Consider the following 16,068-nt stretch of genomic DNA (forward strand, 5'->3'; position numbering starts at 1 on the left):
TATGTACAGCATACGGCTTGACGGCGATACACGAAGATTGATAAAAAGGCTCAGGCAGCTGAAAGATATTGATAAAAAGGGTATTAATGCCACTATAGCCCAAGCCGTCCGCGGCTCAACAGTTCAAAGGTTTAAAACTGAAAAAAGTCCTGACGGGAAAAAGTGGAAAAAATCCATCCGGGCTGAGCAGGAAGGCGGAGTAACGCTGGTACAGAGTGCGGAATTGAAAAAGTCCATAAGATATAGGACTGATGCTTCAGGATTTGTTGTCGGCACTAATAAAATCTATGCGGCGACCCACCAGCTCGGAGCAAAAAACAGACGTATCACTATCCGGGCAAAAACTTCAAAGGGGCTTGTCTTTCAGATGGAGGGACGGTGGATTCGCAAAAAGCAAGTTACTGTCAGAATTAATATTCCGGCGCGTCCGTTCCTCGGCCTCAGTGATGAGGATATGGAAGAGATTAAAGGCACAATTAATGACTACTTTGCGGAGGATTAAAGATGTTTACAGAATGCAGAGAATATCTGATTGAAAAACTGAGGGAAGCAGGGATTCGCTCGAAGCCCTATACAAGTATGAAAAAGCTTCGAACCTCTCAAGAAGCTCACATTGGGGCGGTACTTTTTGAAGAAGAAGTTTTCGACCGAAGCGGCGCAAAAACTAGATATAGTGACCAAACAGGCGCACAGCACAAGAGGCGAAAAATCTTCTCCAGAGAGACGACCTTCAGTGTGGTAATAGGAGACCCAGACCCAAAGAAAACAGAGGATATATTTGAAGCGTTTCTAAGTGCCTTAGACAAAGGAATCTATATGGACGGGAACTATACTCCGATTGAAGTCGAGGAGTCCGAATGGGTTGATGATGATGACAGCATCCTGAAGGCAAAGGTTGCAGTAAATGTAAAAGTTAAATTTGCAGGAGGTGTCTATAAAGACACAGACTTTGCAAAGCTGGCTGATATTGAAATTGAATCAGTGAGCAAATGAAAGGAGATGCTTTATGCCAGATAAAACGGAAACAAATAAAAATACAGTTCCAGCTCCGCAGGTCGTTTCCATTGAGGAACTGCAACAAAAAAAGAAAACTCCTGCCCCAACTTTTAGCGGCGTTTGCGCTGCAATGGGATGGAAGGCGGGCAAGATGGTTACGGAAAATGAATTTGACGCAGCAGTCAGGAAATTCTCAGGCAGCCCTATAGGAAAGAAGGTGAAGTAATTGCTCAGAGATGTTAATACAACTATTACAGACGGTATCCTCGGTTTGGCTACAGACAAGGGAGACGGCATTCATTTGAAAATTGGAGTCTCTCCCATTGAATCAGATACTCCAATTGTGATTACGGGAAACATGACCGCGTTAAAAATAAAGGGAATCCTCGGATTTAGTCCTCTTGCTGATAAAGTAATGGATTCGGTAGAAAATGGTTCAAGCCGTATTTATTGCTTACCTGTAAAAGCATCCACAGCGGGAACCAGAGGAACAGTTGAAAAAACAGGTACTGGCTCAGGAACTTTGACTGCCAATGGGAATCCCTATAATGCCTTTAATGTGATTATAAAAATTACTGGACAGGGCCGTCGGAATACTGCATTGTTTGTTTATTCAATAGATGGCGGATACAGCTATTCTGATGAAATGACAGTTCCCCTGACAGGTGAATATGAAATCCCATTGACTGGCTTGACAGTTACATTTGCTGAAGGTGCAGAGCCGAACGTTGAAACATCCTTCCTTTTGGGTGATGAATTCAAGTTTAATACGACTGCACCTACAATGACAAATGCTGATGTGCTTGCAGCAATTGATAAGCTGAAGCATTTCAACGATTATTATGAAATAGTTCATATAGTCGGGGAATCACAAAAAGCTTTATGGTCGGCGGTATCAGAACAGCAGATTATACTTGCGTCACAATATCACAAGCCGCTGTTTTTTGTACTTGAAGGGTATGCTCCTGACGCGGATGAAACGGCTGCCGAATATGCACAGAGACTTGAAGCAGATAAAAAGGATATCAAGAACACTGATATTCAAGTGGTTGCAGCTCGTTCACTGTACATAGGAATGGATGGAATAACGAGAGAAATAAACAACGCGGGGATAGTATGCGGTCTATATTCTAAAACAGCAGTTCATCAAAGCATAGGAAAAACAAGGGATACTGCGGGCATGGGAATTGGAAAAACAAAAATGCTTGAGCTCAGGCCATCCGGGATTGAGGAATTTATTGAGCTGCTTGACAGTGCAAAATATCTTACCTTCCGTGAGTATGACGGGCTTGACAGCTTCTTTGTAACAAATGCCCGTGTAATGTCCCCGGAAGGTTCTGACTACCGTTATGCTGAAGATGTCAGGGTCAAAAACAAAATAATAAGAGAGGTTCGCAAGGAAGCCCTTCAGCTCCTTCAGGATGACATTGACCTTGAAGACGTTCAGAATGAACTTGAGACCAGAGCGAAATTTATGCAGACTCCTCTTGATGATATGGTCAGGATAAAAGAGATATCTTCAGCTGAAATCTCAGTACCTGAAGGGCAGGATATCCTCTCAACAGAAAAAATGTCTGTCATTATCAGGTATGTCTCTCGCGGATATATCAGAGAAATTTCAGTCGACCTCGGCAGAACAAAGCCGAGCTCAGACTAGATTGGAGGCGAAAGAATGTCTTTAAGAATAAACGGTAAAACATACGATTGGGCTGACGTTGACATCAAGCTTTCCGGCCTTACACTTGAATTTCAGGAAATTTCCTACGATGACGAGCTTGAAAAAGAGCTTGCATATGGAAAAGGTCAGAAACCCAGAGGCTATGGTGAAGGCAACTATAAGGCAGAAGGAAAGGTCAGTCTTCTCCGTGATGACTATGACGCACTGCTTGATTATTGCAGAAGCAAGAGAATATCATTATTTAAGCTTGTCATACCAAAGATTATTGTTTCATATGCCAACGATGGAGGCAGAACAAGGAGTGATGTGCTTGATACAGTAACCTTCACTAAGCGCAGTAATAAAGCAGCGCAGGGAGACAAAAGCATAAAGGTTGACCTTGACATGCTGATTGTTAACGGCATTGAAAGCGACGGCGTTAAAGCACTGTAATATCTCAAAATATTTGACAAAAGGAGGAATTTTGAAAATGGACGATAAGGACATAAAAACAGGGGCAGACATTGAAAATAATGATTCTTTGAACATAAGCACAGAAAAACTGAAGGCTCAGTATGGAAAAATATATAAGCTTAATTTGATACTTACTCCTGACGATGATACGGAGGTTGAAATCTCCTATATCTTTAAGAAGCCCAACACGGCAAGCTATGACCGTTATGTGAAGACTGCATCTAACGGAATGACAAAGGCTCTAAAGACATTTATGTTTGACAATATTATTCCTGAATGCCGTGGTAAATTGGAAGCAGACCTTGAGGAATATCCAGCATTAGCAATAAATGCAGGAGAGAAGCTGCTCGCTATGCTCGGATTATCGAAAAATACAAATTTAATGAAGCTGTAGAAGAGCAGCTCGGAAGGGTAAGGTCGGACTTTATCGAAGCAGCAATGCTGGAAATACATAGGTTCGTCCCCCCTGCTCTTCTACCGGATAATATAGGGGAGCTGTATTTTGAGGAATTTATTGAGCTCCTTGCCCGGGCAAGATATATTGAGGAGGTTGAGGAGGACATTGTCGCAAAAGCGATTTCAAAGGTGTTCTCTGAATAAAAAAACCGACCTCAGATGGTCGGCTTTTGCCTTGTAATCCATGATTTATATAGTTTGGTTGCATTTTTCGCAGCCGAAAAAATACTTTCCTTGCATTTATCTTTTTGCCGACCGACTAGGTTTTCATGCCCTACCCATAAAGTGTATGGGATAGTATAAATGAATGTAGGAACAAGAATAAGAATAGATACAACAGCTCCAAGGCAAAGAGCAAAAATAATGACTTTAAGCATAACAATAAATATTACCATTTAAACCCCTCCTATGACTTATTATACCAATATGAAATGAGGTGAGCAATAGTTTGAGTTTAGAATCCGTTTTTAAGCTATCCCTTATAATGAATATGATTGATAATCTGACAAGCCCGATGGCTCGGGTTCAAGCTTCAGTCGGCGGGTCGGTGTCAAAGCTTCAGGGTATGCAGCAGACCTTTGGTGATGTGACAAAAGCCGGAACAGCTATGGCGGGTATTGGTGCTCAGATAACTGATGCGGCTTTGTCTCCTGTACAGGCAACCTTCGCGACTAAGAAGGCCCTCGGAGAGTTAAGCTCGGTTGGAGTTAAAGACTTAAAAGCCCTTGAAAAGGCATCAGAAAATTTCTCAAATACATGGGCAGGTACATCGAAGGCTGAATTTATCGGGGCAGCCTATGATATCAAGTCTGGAATCGCATCACTCAATGATGAAGCCGTCGCGAAATATACTGAAATTGCAGGTATCACAGCTAAGGGAACGAAGGCTACCATAGGAGAAATGACAAGCCTATTTGCTACAGGGTACGGTATTTACAAGGATTTTTACAAGGATATGAGCGACATTGACTTCGGAGAAATGTTCGCGGCGGGCATCGGCCACGCGGCAAACATATTTAAAACAGACGGCCCTCAGATGGCTCAGGCAATTTCTCGTTTGGGAGCAGCTGCCACCTCTGCAAAAGTACCGATGGAAGAACAGTTCTCTATATTAGGTATGCTTCAGGCAACAATGAGCGGCAGTGAAGCCGGAACGAAGTACAGGGCTTTCCTTCAGTCAGCTGCAAGAGCCGGACAGGAACTGGGATTAAAATTTACAGATGCAAACAATCAGCTTCTATCTATGCCGGAAATATTAAGCTTACTAAAGGGCAAGTTTGGAGAAACAATGGACGCAGCGGAAAAGATGCAGCTTCAAAAGGCTTTCGGGACGGATGAAGCCGTTGCAATGGTTGACCTTATGTATAGCAAAATGGGAGAGCTTCAGGAGGGAATTTTGTCGGTGTATGATTCTATGGGTCAGGGTATCAATGAAGTCACGGAAATGGCAAACGCAATAAACAGCACAGAGCCTGACCAATACCAGATACTACAGCAGCGACTCCATAGTGTTGCTGAAGAAATAGGCAACAGCCTCCTTCCTACATTTAACCAGATGCTCAGTAAGGGTACTGAAATTCTGACGAGATTCAGTGAATGGGTAAAAAACAATCAAGAACTCGTTAAGGTAATAACCTTGATAGTTCTTGCTATAGGAAGTTTTTTGACGGCAGCCGGAACAATTATAGCAGTTGTCGGAGGTGTAGGACTTGTATTCACTAAAACAGCAGGGTTTATAAACAATACACGGAAAGTTTTGGGAACACTTCCGGGGCTATTTGAAACCATACATATAAAAGCTTTATATGCCGGGGATGGTTTAAAGAAAGGCTTCAGTACGATTAAGACCTTTGCATCATCGGCAGTAACAGGAATTAAGAACGTAGCTGTCAATATTGGAACTATGGCTAAGACGGCAGCTATTAACGGAGCAACGGCTCTAAAAAATATGGCAGCCGGACTTGTTGGTATGGCAAGACAGGCAATTACCACAGCAGTGACAGCAATGCCGGGGCTTATTGCTTCAGTGTGGAGTTTTACGGCAGCTCTGCTTGCGAACCCTATAACATGGATTGTAGTTGGAATTGTTGCACTTATAGCCGCAATTATTCTCCTTTGGCAGAATTGGGATTCAGTAGTCTCATGGATACAAGGTGTCTGGAACGGTTTTGTAAACGGAATAAAAGCCGGGTTTGAGTGGATAACAAATTTATTTTCAGGAATGCCGATATGGTTGCAGATAGCAATTGCCGCATTTATGCCGTTTATAGGAATACCGCTTCTGATAATTACTCATTGGGACTCAATTGTCGCATTCTTTACTGATATGTGGACTCGTATAAAAGAAGGCTTTGTCAATGGGATAAATGCAATTAAAAACTTCTTTTTAGGTGTTCCTGAATGGTTTAAGGAAAGCGGAGGCAAAATCATTGATACTCTTGTAGAAGGCATCAAAGGAGCAGCAATGAAGCCCGTACAGGCTGTGAAGAATATTTTCGCAAAGGTAAGGGAGCTGCTTCCATTTTCAGATGCACATGAAGGGCCTCTCTCTCAGCTGACGCTTTCAGGGCACAGGACTATGTCAACAATTGCCGAAGGTATAGAAAAGGGCTCAGACCTTCCATATCAAGCTGTAGAAAAAGGTTTTAGTAAGATTGATACAACAGGCGAACGAAAGCCCGTAAAGAAGGTCAACTTCAAGGAAGTTTCTCGGGAAAGTGAATCATCAGAAAAAACCACAGAAAAGGAAAACGGGGTTACAATTGATAAACTTATCCTAAGTGTAGACTTTAGTAAAATCAAAGAGCTTCCGCTGCTTCTAAAGCTTCTAAAGGAGATTGAGGATTTCACCAACAGTAACGGACTCATAACACAAGGGGAGGGATAATCTTGATATTTATTGATGATAATTCAATAAAAGTAAGCGGGGTTCTCCTCCCCGGTCTTATAAAAAGTATAGAAATAAAGGATGATGCCCGTATTGATGAGCAGGAAGTAAAAGGCAGCTCGGTGAAGGCAAAGCAAGCAACAGGCTATGAGGATGCTAAAGTTACAATTGAGCTGATACTTGAAGACAGTCCCAACGCTACAAAAAAGCAAAAGCTTGATAAGATACAAAATATGTTTAAAAAATCCGGTCAATCAAAGCCGCTTATACATGAAATCATAAATGAGCATACATCAGCACGACGAATTAAAAAGGTTATTTTTAAGAGTCTCGGAACCAAAGAAGAAAATAAAAAGCAGCAAATTACAGTAAGCCTTGAGTTTTGGGCCTATAACACAATGACGATAAAAGCAACAAAGAACAGCAGTAAAAAAACAAGTACTTCAAAAAGCAGTCTTGACCCGGCATATCAAAGCTATTTGAAAAATGACCGGGGCAAGGTTCCGAAGACTAACAGCTCCCCTGCTGTGGATGATGCAAGTACGGTTAATTATTCAAACAGGCTCTCAAAGATGCCATACTAAAAAGGAAGTGATTCTAAGAGTGGAAACAACAGAACTTTTTTATCCTGAAATAAGTGTAGAGCTCGGAGCTTATACCTTTACTGAAGGCATTGAAATTGAGGTGTATTCAAATAAAGATAGTTACTTTGATTGGGCAAAGATAAGATTTACAGAAGAATTTAAAGATAAGCTCAATCTTGCAGCAAAAGAAAAGGCTCTTATCCAGCTCGGATATAACGGCGTTTTTGATGATGTTTTCGAGGGATACATAACGAAACCATATGACAGCGGTGAGTACATGAATGAAATACTCCTGAAGGACGACATGATTTTTCTTGAGGAAACAACTATAAACAACACATTTTTAGATACTACACCGCAGGAGATTATATCCTATTGCCTATCAAAGACAGGGATTAAAAACATGAAGCTTTCAGCGGTGACGTATCCTGCAAAAGCGCGGCTCGCTATCTTTCAAAAGAGTGTTATCTCAGTTATAAATGATGTACATGCAGCATGGGGAATTAAGGATAATTTTTTCTTTTCAGGTGGCATCTTCTATTGGGGAGAAAAGCCCGGACAAACAAAAGTTTTCTCGTTTGAGTATGGTACGAACATAATCGCTCTCAACAGGTCGGGCGGCATATGGGAGCTCGAAACAGTATCAGCACCTTTTATCAAGCACTCGCAGAAAATAAGCGTATCGCACCCTCAAGTATCCGGCGAGTTCGAGGTCAAGAAGGTTGTCTTTACTACAAATGAAGCGGGATTTATCCGTACATACATTTATTTTTAACCTGAAGGAGTGAGAGAATGCTTGAAGAAATGGTCAAAAGTATTATAAAAAAGCAAATTGAAACTGACTTCCCTCACTTACTGCTTCCGGCTGTAACGCGTGCGAAAGTAACAAGGGTTACAGCATCGGACAATTGGTTTGAATATAATCTCAAAATAATTGACAAATTAGGTGATTTCGATGAACGCTTTCCTGAAATACCGGGAGTGATGTCAAAGGTTCAGGTTGAAGCAGGCAAAGTCGTTGCGATTGGCTTTCTTTATGGAGAACTAAATCCGTGCATTATTGGGGAGGTGTTCTGATGGCAGGGCTAAGCGATACCGATGTAAAATTGGATGACTCATGGCAGCTGACACAGGCGGCTACAGGAGACGCTCCTATTGCCTCCGGCTTTGAGTGCATAATGCAAGATATACGACTTGAGGCTATTTCGCAAGAAGGCGAGCTTTTTTATGATGATTCATGGGGATGGTCGTTAATTGACTTCATCCAGAGCGAGGATGATGAGCTCACCGTAATTGAGATTGGGGAACGTGTACGGGAAAAGCTTGAAAAAAGAGAAGTTATTGACTCTGATACAATAACTACAGAAGTAAAATTTGAAGCTGATGTATTAAAAATAATGGTAACATTTTATTTTATTGAGGATAGCTCTACAGCATATAACGTTAGCGTCGCATTGGATAGAGTTAATGTGGAGGTGATTGATATTGATTGATAAAGAGATTCTGGATGAAATTATTCCGCTTCCTGATATTGAAGAGCTTAAAGAAGAAAAAATATCTGAGCTTGAAAATGAGGGCTTTGTAATAACAAATTTCAGTTCTGGCGGTGTCTTCTATACTCTTTTAATGATTGCATTACAGATTAGAATTGAGTTCATTACACTCCTGCGAAGTGTGCTAAACAATATGTTTGTATCTCATGCTGAAGGAACATGGCTCAAGTTGAAAGCAGCAGACTTTAGTAAAAAACAAAAGGAGGCTGTAAAAACGCAAGGCTATGTAACTGTAACAAGAGGTGATAATATTGACGCAGTTAAAATACCAAAAGGACATGTCTTTAAAACTATTAAAGATATTCAGGGCGAAGAGCTTCGTTTTTTTGTAGTAAAAGACACTGTTCTTCAGAAGGATTTAAATACAGTAGAGGTACTTGTTGAAGCAGAGCAAGAAGGCGCAAAATACAATGTACCTCCGAGACAAATAACTCGTTCCCTGACGTATTTAGACGGTGGCTGTACGGTATTAAACGGCTCAGATTGGATAGAACGGGAAGGCAGCGATATTGAGGATATAGAAAGCCTCAGGGAGCGTACACTTCGTTCATGGTCAGAGCTTGCGACAAGACCTATTGCCGAGAAGTATCAAAATGTATGTGAGGCTATTCCGGGCGTTTTGTTTGCAAAAGTAAATGACTTGCATCCTAGAGGACAAGGAACCGTTGACATCGTTATAACGAGTACGGCAGGAGAAGCTACAGAAAGCCTTCTTGAGCAGGTACGTTCCGCAATTAGTAAAATTGTGGGAACATACGATGATGTACTTGTAAAAAGCTCCACTAATGTAGAACAGCCTATATCAGTTACAGTAACTATTCCCAGCAATATTACGGATGAAAATATTTCTAACATTGTTACAGCTGCACTAATACAACTTCTGAAAATAAGTAAAGACAGAAACCTAAATGAGCTCACCCATGCAGATATTATATATGCAGTTAAAGGCAGTGCTTCATATGTTCGCAATGTAAAGGTGACAATACCCAGTGAAGACATTTTCCTTGAAAATGATAAAGTCATTGTGCTGGGTGAAATTTCTCTAACGGTAGAAAGGGCGTGAGGTGATGGCGAGATTTAATGGCTTTGGAGATTATATGTTCAGCCTGTTATTCACTCCGTTACGAAAAGGCCGGAATGCAGCTAATCAGTTTTATATCTTTTTTAAGGTTATAGGTAAATTGTTTGATGACAGTAAGAGAGATTTATTCAGGGTAAGAGCCGAATCAATTATAATAAGCGCAAGTGAACTGATGCTGAATGAACATGGAAAAGACCGGGGAATGCTAAGGCTAAAAGGTGAGGATATTGAAACCTATAGAACACGGCTGTCAATGAAAGCTATTATAGCTGAAAAAGCCGGGACAAAAGAAGGTGTTCTTTTAGCAGTAAAAGCTATGGGATATGAGGAGTCCTACATTGAACCGATGTATTTATCAGACCCTACCAGATGGGCAGAATTTATAGTGTTTCTTCAGAGTAAAATGCAAAGCCCTATAAACGATTTATATGTAATAGATACGGAGGTTATGAAGGTCAAAGAAGCATCTTCAAAGCCTAATTATGGATTGAGCACTGAAGGAATAATAAGTATATCTGAGGAAGCAAGTTCCTTCATGTATGAATACCCGATATGCAATGTACTTATTTGCGGAGGTGATTATTGATGCTGACAAGTCAAGGAATTGAGGAAATAACCCAAGCTATTAGAAATTTAATAGACCACGGACAGTATGATATTAACGGCCTGACTAATGATATTGAGCCCTATAGCGTCACAATTCAAGGAAGTAAAATAATTGTATACTTCAATTTTGGTGAGGGTGTGAGTGGCAGCTTTAGCAATTTTAAGCTTATATCTGCAAGTGGGAATATCATTGCAATAAAGCCGGATGTGCTGGTAAAGCCGGATGAAAAAGGCCTACTTATGCGATTTAATTTTGAAATAAAGGAAGTGTAAATATGACATATGAAAAAATAACATGGATAGACCACATCGTTGACCCGGAAAGCGGTCAAATTTTACAACAAGGTACACGCTTTACCGCTTCGAGGATGAATCACCTTGAACAAGGTGTTGAAGATGCTCAAAATCTTGCTGCTAATATTGAAACATATTTATCAGATGGCATATACCAAACCGCAGGAGGTACAGCTACAGCAATAACACTAACAATCAATGCGCCATTAACCAACGGATATCCGATAACTTTCATAGCGTCACTGTCTAATAGCGGAGCTGCAACAACAATAAACGGTAAAGCATTGTATAGGCCAAATACAATTTCAGCTCCGATTATTGTTGCAGGCAAGGCTTACACTGTCTGGTACAGTTCGCCGGGTGACTGTTTTTTTATCAAAACTAGTGAAGGAGGTGGTTGTAAATTCTCTAACCTTGTAAGGTTTGGAAACATGACAGATGCTACAGTATGGAGTAATGGTGCCAGTACAAGCAGTATTGCCAACAACATATTGACAAATACCGGTACCGATAGTGCGTATACTCCTAATATATCTCAAAAAATTAATAAAACTACATATGCCGGACAAAAAATTTATATAAAAGCAAAAATTAAAGTTACTAATTCTGAATGCCTAAAAATAGAGCTATATACGTATGATGGAGCTAATTTTGTATATGCAAGTTCAGTCAATAACCCAATGCAAGGCCAAGAATATGTTTTATCTGGAATATGCACACAAGTTACTGCTGTAGATAATTTTTATATATTTATAAAACACATTTATGCAGACAATGCCGCTGCAAACGGTAAGTCGATAGAAATATCCCAAGCAATGGCATGTGATTTGACAGATACTTATGGTGCTGGAAATGAACCCGTGAAAGAAGAAATTGACGCTATTATCAATAAATTCGGCGGTTGGTGGGATAATGATTTGTCTGTATTGACGGCAGATACATCGGCGGCAGCAGGGCACATATTAGCCCCTTATTCCGCATACGCAAAAGGTCAAAAAATTATTGGGTCAATACCCAGAAAAGATGCAGAGTCTTTTAGCCCTAGTACAGTTTCCAGAACAATTTCTGGTGGACAATATTTAAATAATCCTCAAACAATTTTACCAGTTACAGGTACGGCTACAGCAGATAAAGTTGATTCTGGATATACCTTCAGTAGCGCAGCAGGTGTTAATCAAACTGGAACTAGTACAAAAAAGAGATGGAAGCATGAATACAATTCGTCTTTTTTGGGGGATACGTTTACAGCTGTAGGTTTGGGATTTACCCCATCAGGAATTATGATTTTATGTGATGTGACAGTAAACTCTAATGCATATCAAATTACGGCCTTATATAACGCTGGTATATATCAAAGTGTTGGTACTTTTGCAAGATACATAGATGCAACTTATGCCCCTGAAGGGGACTATGGGTCATATACAACTATACGACCTATATGGAGTGTAAGTAATGGCTCGTTTAGTTTCAGCGTTACAGGATACACATTTAGAGGTGTGAAATATTGGGCATACGAATAAAAAGCAGAAAGGATTGAAAAAAACATGACAACAAGAATAATTTATGACACAACAGGTCAAATAATTAACCAGATGCAAGGAAGTGATTTGTATACACCAGAAGGTATACCCTGCCTAGATGTAGATATACCCGAGGGCAGATATGTAACAGGTATAGATGTATCGGTAACACCTAATGCAGCTATATTTGAGGATTTACCAAAATCCAAAACGGATTTATTGCAGGAACGGATTATTAACCTAGAAACAGATAATTTGGATTTGTCTGTTATTGTACTGGATTTATTATTAGAAAAGGAGGTGTAACAATGAGCTGGTCTACTAAATTTGCTGCATGGAAAGAACAGGGTAAAACCACAGAGTGGTTATTAGCAAGAGTAAATGTTTTATTCGATAATGGTTACATAAATGAGACTGAATATAATGAAATTTTAGAAATAATCAATGCTCAGTAGGAGGCTCAATGAAGGAACACTTTCTAAAAATATTTGCTTTAATATGGTTATTAAATTTTTTCTTTATTATGTACATGTTGATAGACGGGGCAAAATATCCATTAAACTTGATGGCAGAAAAGCAAGCTTATACTCAGTTAATAAAAATAGATGGAGTCGGTGATATAAAAGCAAAAAGAATAATAAAGCAAAGTAAGAAAATAAGCAGTGTAAAGGATTTAGATACTAGAAATATAAAGTATTCAAAATACTTTACAGTGAGGAGCTGGGACATGAGAACAGACGTAATGTATATAATGTTTGGAATATCGCTCGGTATAATGATATTTGGAATAATATTATTTCTAGGTATGCTTTATAAGCAAGGCATTAAAATAAGTGTGAACAAGTATATTGTTTTGGACTCAAAAGACAATAAGAAAGGTACATAAAGTTGTATATTCTATTACCAAAGGTATTTATAAAGCAACGAGTGTCAAAATAATTTCTAAGAATTATTTCAAAGATTTTTGTCAGAAATCTTGAGAATTTTTGCCAAAAATCTTGTCCGGCTACAATGGATCAGTCGGAAAAATACTGCAAAATGTCAAATACAAAGGAGATACTCTTTATCCTAAACTCATTGAAAAAGATATATTTACAAAAGCACAGCAGCGAAGAGCAGCCAAAGAGAGTGAGCTTGGGAGAACACAGCAGATTTATACCATAAGAAAACAATCCGCTTTCAGCGGAAAAGCCAGGTGCGGAGAATGCGGTGAGATGTACAGAAAATATATCGAACATGCCGGAAAGCCATCGGAAAAAATCAAGTGGAAATGCAAAAATTACATATTGCAAAACCGGGTTTGCTGTGAGAATCACTTTTACACAGAGAATGAAATAAAGGACATATTTATATCAGCCACAAATGAGCTTATAAAGAAGAAGTGGCTGATGGATAAAATACCAAAAAAGGAACTACCGAAAATGAGCCTTGAACTCAGGCAGACAGAAAACCGGATAAAAGAACTGGAACAGGAAGAACAATATTCCTCACCTGAGCTTGCAGAACTGCTATTTAAGCGGGCAGAGCTTTACTATATCGGTTCAAAAATAGATGACCGCAAAAGCAAAACGGAGAAAATAAAGGAAGCTCTTAGTGATATAAATGCCCTTACAGAATTTGATGAGGAGCTGTTTGAAGCAATCATCAAGCAGATGACCATTTGTAAAGATACCAAGGTAGAAGTTGAATTTATCAACGGAATCGTTATAGAAAGACCTATAGAAACCCAAGGAAAGGATGGTAAAGATGGCAGTAGCAAAAAAGACTGTGGCAATCATACCACCCCAAATAAAATATGACAAGCATGTAAGAGTGGAACAGAAAAAGCTGAGGGTAGCAGCCTACTGCAGAGTCAGCACCCTGCTTGAACAGCAGGAAGGCAGCTATGAAGCACAGGTGGAATATTATACAGAAAAAATAAACAGCAACCCAAACTGGAAGTGTGCCGGAATATTCGCCGATGATGGTAAGAGTGCAACTCAAACCAAAAAGCGTGAAGATTTCAACACAATGATAGTAGCCTGCATGGCAGGAAAAGTGGACTTAGTACTAACAAAATCAGTCAGCAGATTTGCGAGAAATACCGTAGATGCACTTCAATACATAAGAAAACTGAAAGAAAAGAATATCCCCGTAATATTCGAAAAAGAAGGCGTAAATACAATGGAAAGCGGCGGTGAGCTGCTTATCACAATCCTGAGCAGTCAGGCACAGGAGGAAAGCAGGAACATTAGTGAAAACACAAGGTGGGGATTAACAAGACGGTTTGAAAACGGAATAATATCCGTCAATCATACAAAATTTTTAGGGTATACCAAAGACAAAGATGGAAACCTTGTGATAGTGCCGGAAGAAGCTGTAATAGTGAAACGGATTTTCAGAGAATATCTGGAGGGCAAAAGTATAATCCAAATAGCCAAGGGATTAGAATCGGACAAAATCAAAACAGTAACAGGACTGGAATACTGGCATCCCGGAACAATAGATAAAATGCTCTCCAATGAGAAATTCTGTGGAGATGCCTGTATGCAAAAGACCTACACCATAGACTTTCTTACAAAGAAAAAAGTAAAGAACAAGGGGTATGCTCCGCAATATTATATAGAAGATAACCATGAGGCAATCATACCCAAGGAATTATTTCATCAGGTGCAGGTGGAGAAAGCCAGAAGAGCAAGCCTCAATAAATCAGCAATAACGAGAAAAGCAAACAAATCAAAAAAGGAAAAGAGCAAATACAGCTCCAAATATGTACTGACCGAACTACTGGTATGCTCAGAATGTGGACATGCTTACCGCAGGCAGACCTGGTCAAAATATGGACAGAAAACAGCGGTATGGCGTTGCGAGGACAGGCTGAAAAGTGGAACAAGCTCCAGATGCAAAAACTCTCCGACCTTAAAGGAGGAACAGCTCCACGATGCCATCATGAAAGCCATCAACAAAGTAGTAGAAAACAGCGGAGATTTCATCGGGACCTTCCGAGAAAACGTCATCCGGGTAATCGGAAACTACAGTACCCAAGGGATTGCAACCGAATATGATGACCAAATCGAGGAACTGCAAAAGCAGATGCTGAAGCTCATAGAAGATAATGCAAAACAAGGAACTGTAAGCGATGATTTTGACAATGCCTACAAACAGATATCAGAGCAGATAAACGAGCTGAAAAAGGCAAAGATAAGGCTTGTACAGGAACAGAAAAAGGCAGAGCACTACCAACAAAGGGTGGAGGAACTGGACAAGGCTATAACCACGGTAAGCCCACAAGTGCGAGAATTTGACCAAGAGCTTGTAAAAAGGCTGATCAGTTCAATTAAAGTCTCCAAAGGAATAAAAATAGAAATACAGTTTCATTCGGGAATTGTTATGACGGAGGAAGTAGACTGCTACGAAGATTAATATGAAGGTGAGACATGAGCATATTAGTAGGAATTACACTATATGTAGCTACCACTGAATCAGATGCGGTTATTCTATGTTCAACAGCATACTTTGTATTTGCGGCAATGTTTTTTAATCATTATGAGTAGGAAGTGGAGAGAGAAAATGACAACAGAAGAATTATATGAATTACAGAAAGACGGAAATCTTGGATATGCCTGTGTATATAAAAAAGGCGATAATGGAATGCACACTGATTATATGTTTCCGATGACTGCAGAGAACATTGCAAACTTTATCGGAAAGAATGCCTATACTTCAGACAAGATTATCATGACGGATATGTGTGACAGACTGATTTGCGAATCGGTATTTGGTGGATTGCTAATGAACTGCCCAGATCAGAATCTATGCAGAGAGATCATACCGCATTTGGCACCAATTCAGATGGGAGATGCAGAACCAAAGGACTTCCCCATTGCAACCAGAGAAGAAATGGAGGCATTATGGCACTCAGAAGAGGAGGCAGTAATGCAGGCTGAATTTCGGATGTTGTAATATGTAAAAAGACTGAAT

The 16,068-nt window shown here is 39.9% G+C and carries 23 protein-coding genes; 22 read left to right on the plus strand and 1 reads right to left on the minus strand.

The window, feature by feature from the left end:
- The first annotated feature begins 1 nt into the window (after position 1).
- The 7 genes from LY28_RS13705 to LY28_RS19165 are packed head-to-tail and all read left to right on the plus strand — an operon-like array spanning position 2 to position 3,727.
- Positions 2 to 502 (plus strand): phage virion morphogenesis protein, encoded by a 501-nt coding sequence (locus LY28_RS13705; protein ID WP_110462758.1) that lies wholly within the window; start codon positions 2 to 4, stop codon positions 500 to 502.
- A gap of 2 nt (positions 503 to 504) precedes the next feature.
- A complete protein-coding gene (locus LY28_RS13710; protein WP_110462759.1) occupies positions 505 to 993 on the plus strand; it encodes an SON protein in 489 nt (162 codons plus the stop codon).
- A gap of 13 nt (positions 994 to 1,006) precedes the next feature.
- Positions 1,007 to 1,222 (plus strand): hypothetical protein, encoded by a 216-nt coding sequence (locus tag LY28_RS13715; RefSeq protein ID WP_110462760.1) that lies wholly within the window; start codon positions 1,007 to 1,009, stop codon positions 1,220 to 1,222.
- Positions 1,223 to 2,653: a DUF2586 domain-containing protein gene (locus tag LY28_RS13720; RefSeq protein ID WP_110462761.1), complete on the plus strand. Its 1,431-nt coding sequence runs from the start codon at positions 1,223 to 1,225 to the stop codon at positions 2,651 to 2,653.
- A 15-nt stretch (positions 2,654 to 2,668) separates the two neighbouring features.
- Complete coding sequence (locus tag LY28_RS13725; RefSeq protein WP_110462762.1) at positions 2,669 to 3,106, plus strand: hypothetical protein; 438 nt, start codon at positions 2,669 to 2,671, stop codon at positions 3,104 to 3,106.
- A gap of 37 nt (positions 3,107 to 3,143) precedes the next feature.
- Positions 3,144 to 3,521, plus strand: a complete 378-nt coding sequence (locus tag LY28_RS13730; RefSeq protein WP_110462763.1) for a DUF6848 family protein — start codon at positions 3,144 to 3,146, stop codon at positions 3,519 to 3,521.
- Positions 3,522 to 3,565: 44 nt separating this feature from the next.
- Positions 3,566 to 3,727, plus strand: a complete 162-nt coding sequence (locus LY28_RS19165; protein WP_165835569.1) for a hypothetical protein — start codon at positions 3,566 to 3,568, stop codon at positions 3,725 to 3,727.
- Positions 3,728 to 3,738: 11 nt separating this feature from the next.
- On the opposite strand, the gene LY28_RS13735 is transcribed toward LY28_RS19165, so the two are convergent.
- Complete coding sequence (locus LY28_RS13735; protein WP_110462764.1) at positions 3,739 to 3,978, minus strand: hypothetical protein; 240 nt, start codon at positions 3,976 to 3,978, stop codon at positions 3,739 to 3,741.
- A gap of 53 nt (positions 3,979 to 4,031) precedes the next feature.
- On the opposite strand from LY28_RS13735, the gene LY28_RS13740 reads away from it, so the two are divergent.
- The 15 genes from LY28_RS13740 (at position 4,032) to LY28_RS13805 (ending at position 16,050) form a co-directional block, all read left to right on the plus strand.
- Positions 4,032 to 6,470: a phage tail tape measure protein gene (locus LY28_RS13740; protein WP_110462765.1), complete on the plus strand. Its 2,439-nt coding sequence runs from the start codon at positions 4,032 to 4,034 to the stop codon at positions 6,468 to 6,470.
- A 2-nt stretch (positions 6,471 to 6,472) separates the two neighbouring features.
- Positions 6,473 to 7,054, plus strand: coding sequence for a splicing factor 3b subunit 2 (locus tag LY28_RS13745; protein WP_110462766.1), 582 nt, complete (start codon positions 6,473 to 6,475; stop codon positions 7,052 to 7,054).
- Between the two features lie 19 nt (positions 7,055 to 7,073).
- On the plus strand, positions 7,074 to 7,829 hold the full coding sequence (locus tag LY28_RS13750; RefSeq protein ID WP_110462767.1) for a serine/arginine repetitive matrix protein 2: 756 nt from the start codon (positions 7,074 to 7,076) through the stop codon (positions 7,827 to 7,829).
- Between the two features lie 17 nt (positions 7,830 to 7,846).
- Positions 7,847 to 8,131 carry a hypothetical protein gene (locus LY28_RS13755; RefSeq protein ID WP_110462768.1) on the plus strand — a complete coding sequence of 95 codons (285 nt, stop codon included), beginning with the start codon at positions 7,847 to 7,849 and terminating at the stop codon, positions 8,129 to 8,131.
- On the plus strand, positions 8,131 to 8,547 hold the full coding sequence (locus LY28_RS13760; protein ID WP_110462769.1) for a DUF2634 domain-containing protein: 417 nt from the start codon (positions 8,131 to 8,133) through the stop codon (positions 8,545 to 8,547). The genes LY28_RS13755 and LY28_RS13760 overlap by 1 nt, the downstream gene beginning before the upstream one ends.
- Positions 8,540 to 9,670, plus strand: coding sequence for a baseplate J/gp47 family protein (locus LY28_RS13765; protein WP_110462770.1), 1,131 nt, complete (start codon positions 8,540 to 8,542; stop codon positions 9,668 to 9,670). Before LY28_RS13760 ends, LY28_RS13765 begins: the two co-directional genes overlap by 8 nt.
- Positions 9,671 to 9,674: 4 nt before the next feature.
- Positions 9,675 to 10,274, plus strand: a complete 600-nt coding sequence (locus LY28_RS13770) for a hypothetical protein (RefSeq protein ID WP_110462771.1) — start codon at positions 9,675 to 9,677, stop codon at positions 10,272 to 10,274.
- Entirely contained in the window at positions 10,274 to 10,567 is a 294-nt protein-coding gene (locus tag LY28_RS13775) for a hypothetical protein (protein ID WP_110462772.1), read from the plus strand. The genes LY28_RS13770 and LY28_RS13775 overlap by 1 nt, the downstream gene beginning before the upstream one ends.
- A gap of 2 nt (positions 10,568 to 10,569) precedes the next feature.
- Positions 10,570 to 12,108, plus strand: coding sequence for a hypothetical protein (locus tag LY28_RS19560; protein WP_242981292.1), 1,539 nt, complete (start codon positions 10,570 to 10,572; stop codon positions 12,106 to 12,108).
- A 24-nt stretch (positions 12,109 to 12,132) separates the two neighbouring features.
- The gene (locus LY28_RS13785) at positions 12,133 to 12,414 is read left to right on the plus strand and encodes a hypothetical protein (protein WP_110462773.1); all 282 of its coding nucleotides are present in this window, start codon (positions 12,133 to 12,135) and stop codon (positions 12,412 to 12,414) included.
- A 2-nt stretch (positions 12,415 to 12,416) separates the two neighbouring features.
- Positions 12,417 to 12,563: a hypothetical protein gene (locus tag LY28_RS19170; RefSeq protein ID WP_165835570.1), complete on the plus strand. Its 147-nt coding sequence runs from the start codon at positions 12,417 to 12,419 to the stop codon at positions 12,561 to 12,563.
- An 8-nt stretch (positions 12,564 to 12,571) separates the two neighbouring features.
- Positions 12,572 to 12,994 (plus strand): hypothetical protein, encoded by a 423-nt coding sequence (locus tag LY28_RS13790; RefSeq protein WP_110462774.1) that lies wholly within the window; start codon positions 12,572 to 12,574, stop codon positions 12,992 to 12,994.
- A 100-nt stretch (positions 12,995 to 13,094) separates the two neighbouring features.
- A complete protein-coding gene (locus LY28_RS13795) occupies positions 13,095 to 13,907 on the plus strand; it encodes a recombinase zinc ribbon domain-containing protein (RefSeq protein WP_110462775.1) in 813 nt (270 codons plus the stop codon).
- Positions 13,846 to 15,510, plus strand: coding sequence for a recombinase family protein (locus LY28_RS13800; RefSeq protein ID WP_340162544.1), 1,665 nt, complete (start codon positions 13,846 to 13,848; stop codon positions 15,508 to 15,510). The genes LY28_RS13795 and LY28_RS13800 overlap by 62 nt, the downstream gene beginning before the upstream one ends.
- A gap of 147 nt (positions 15,511 to 15,657) precedes the next feature.
- Positions 15,658 to 16,050, plus strand: a complete 393-nt coding sequence (locus tag LY28_RS13805; protein ID WP_110462777.1) for a resolvase — start codon at positions 15,658 to 15,660, stop codon at positions 16,048 to 16,050.
- Positions 16,051 to 16,068: the final 18 nt, after the last annotated feature.

Origin of the sequence: Ruminiclostridium sufflavum DSM 19573, from assembly GCF_003208175.1 — a bacterium.
In the GTDB taxonomy this organism is placed as follows: domain Bacteria; phylum Bacillota; class Clostridia; order Acetivibrionales; family DSM-1351; genus Ruminiclostridium; species Ruminiclostridium sufflavum.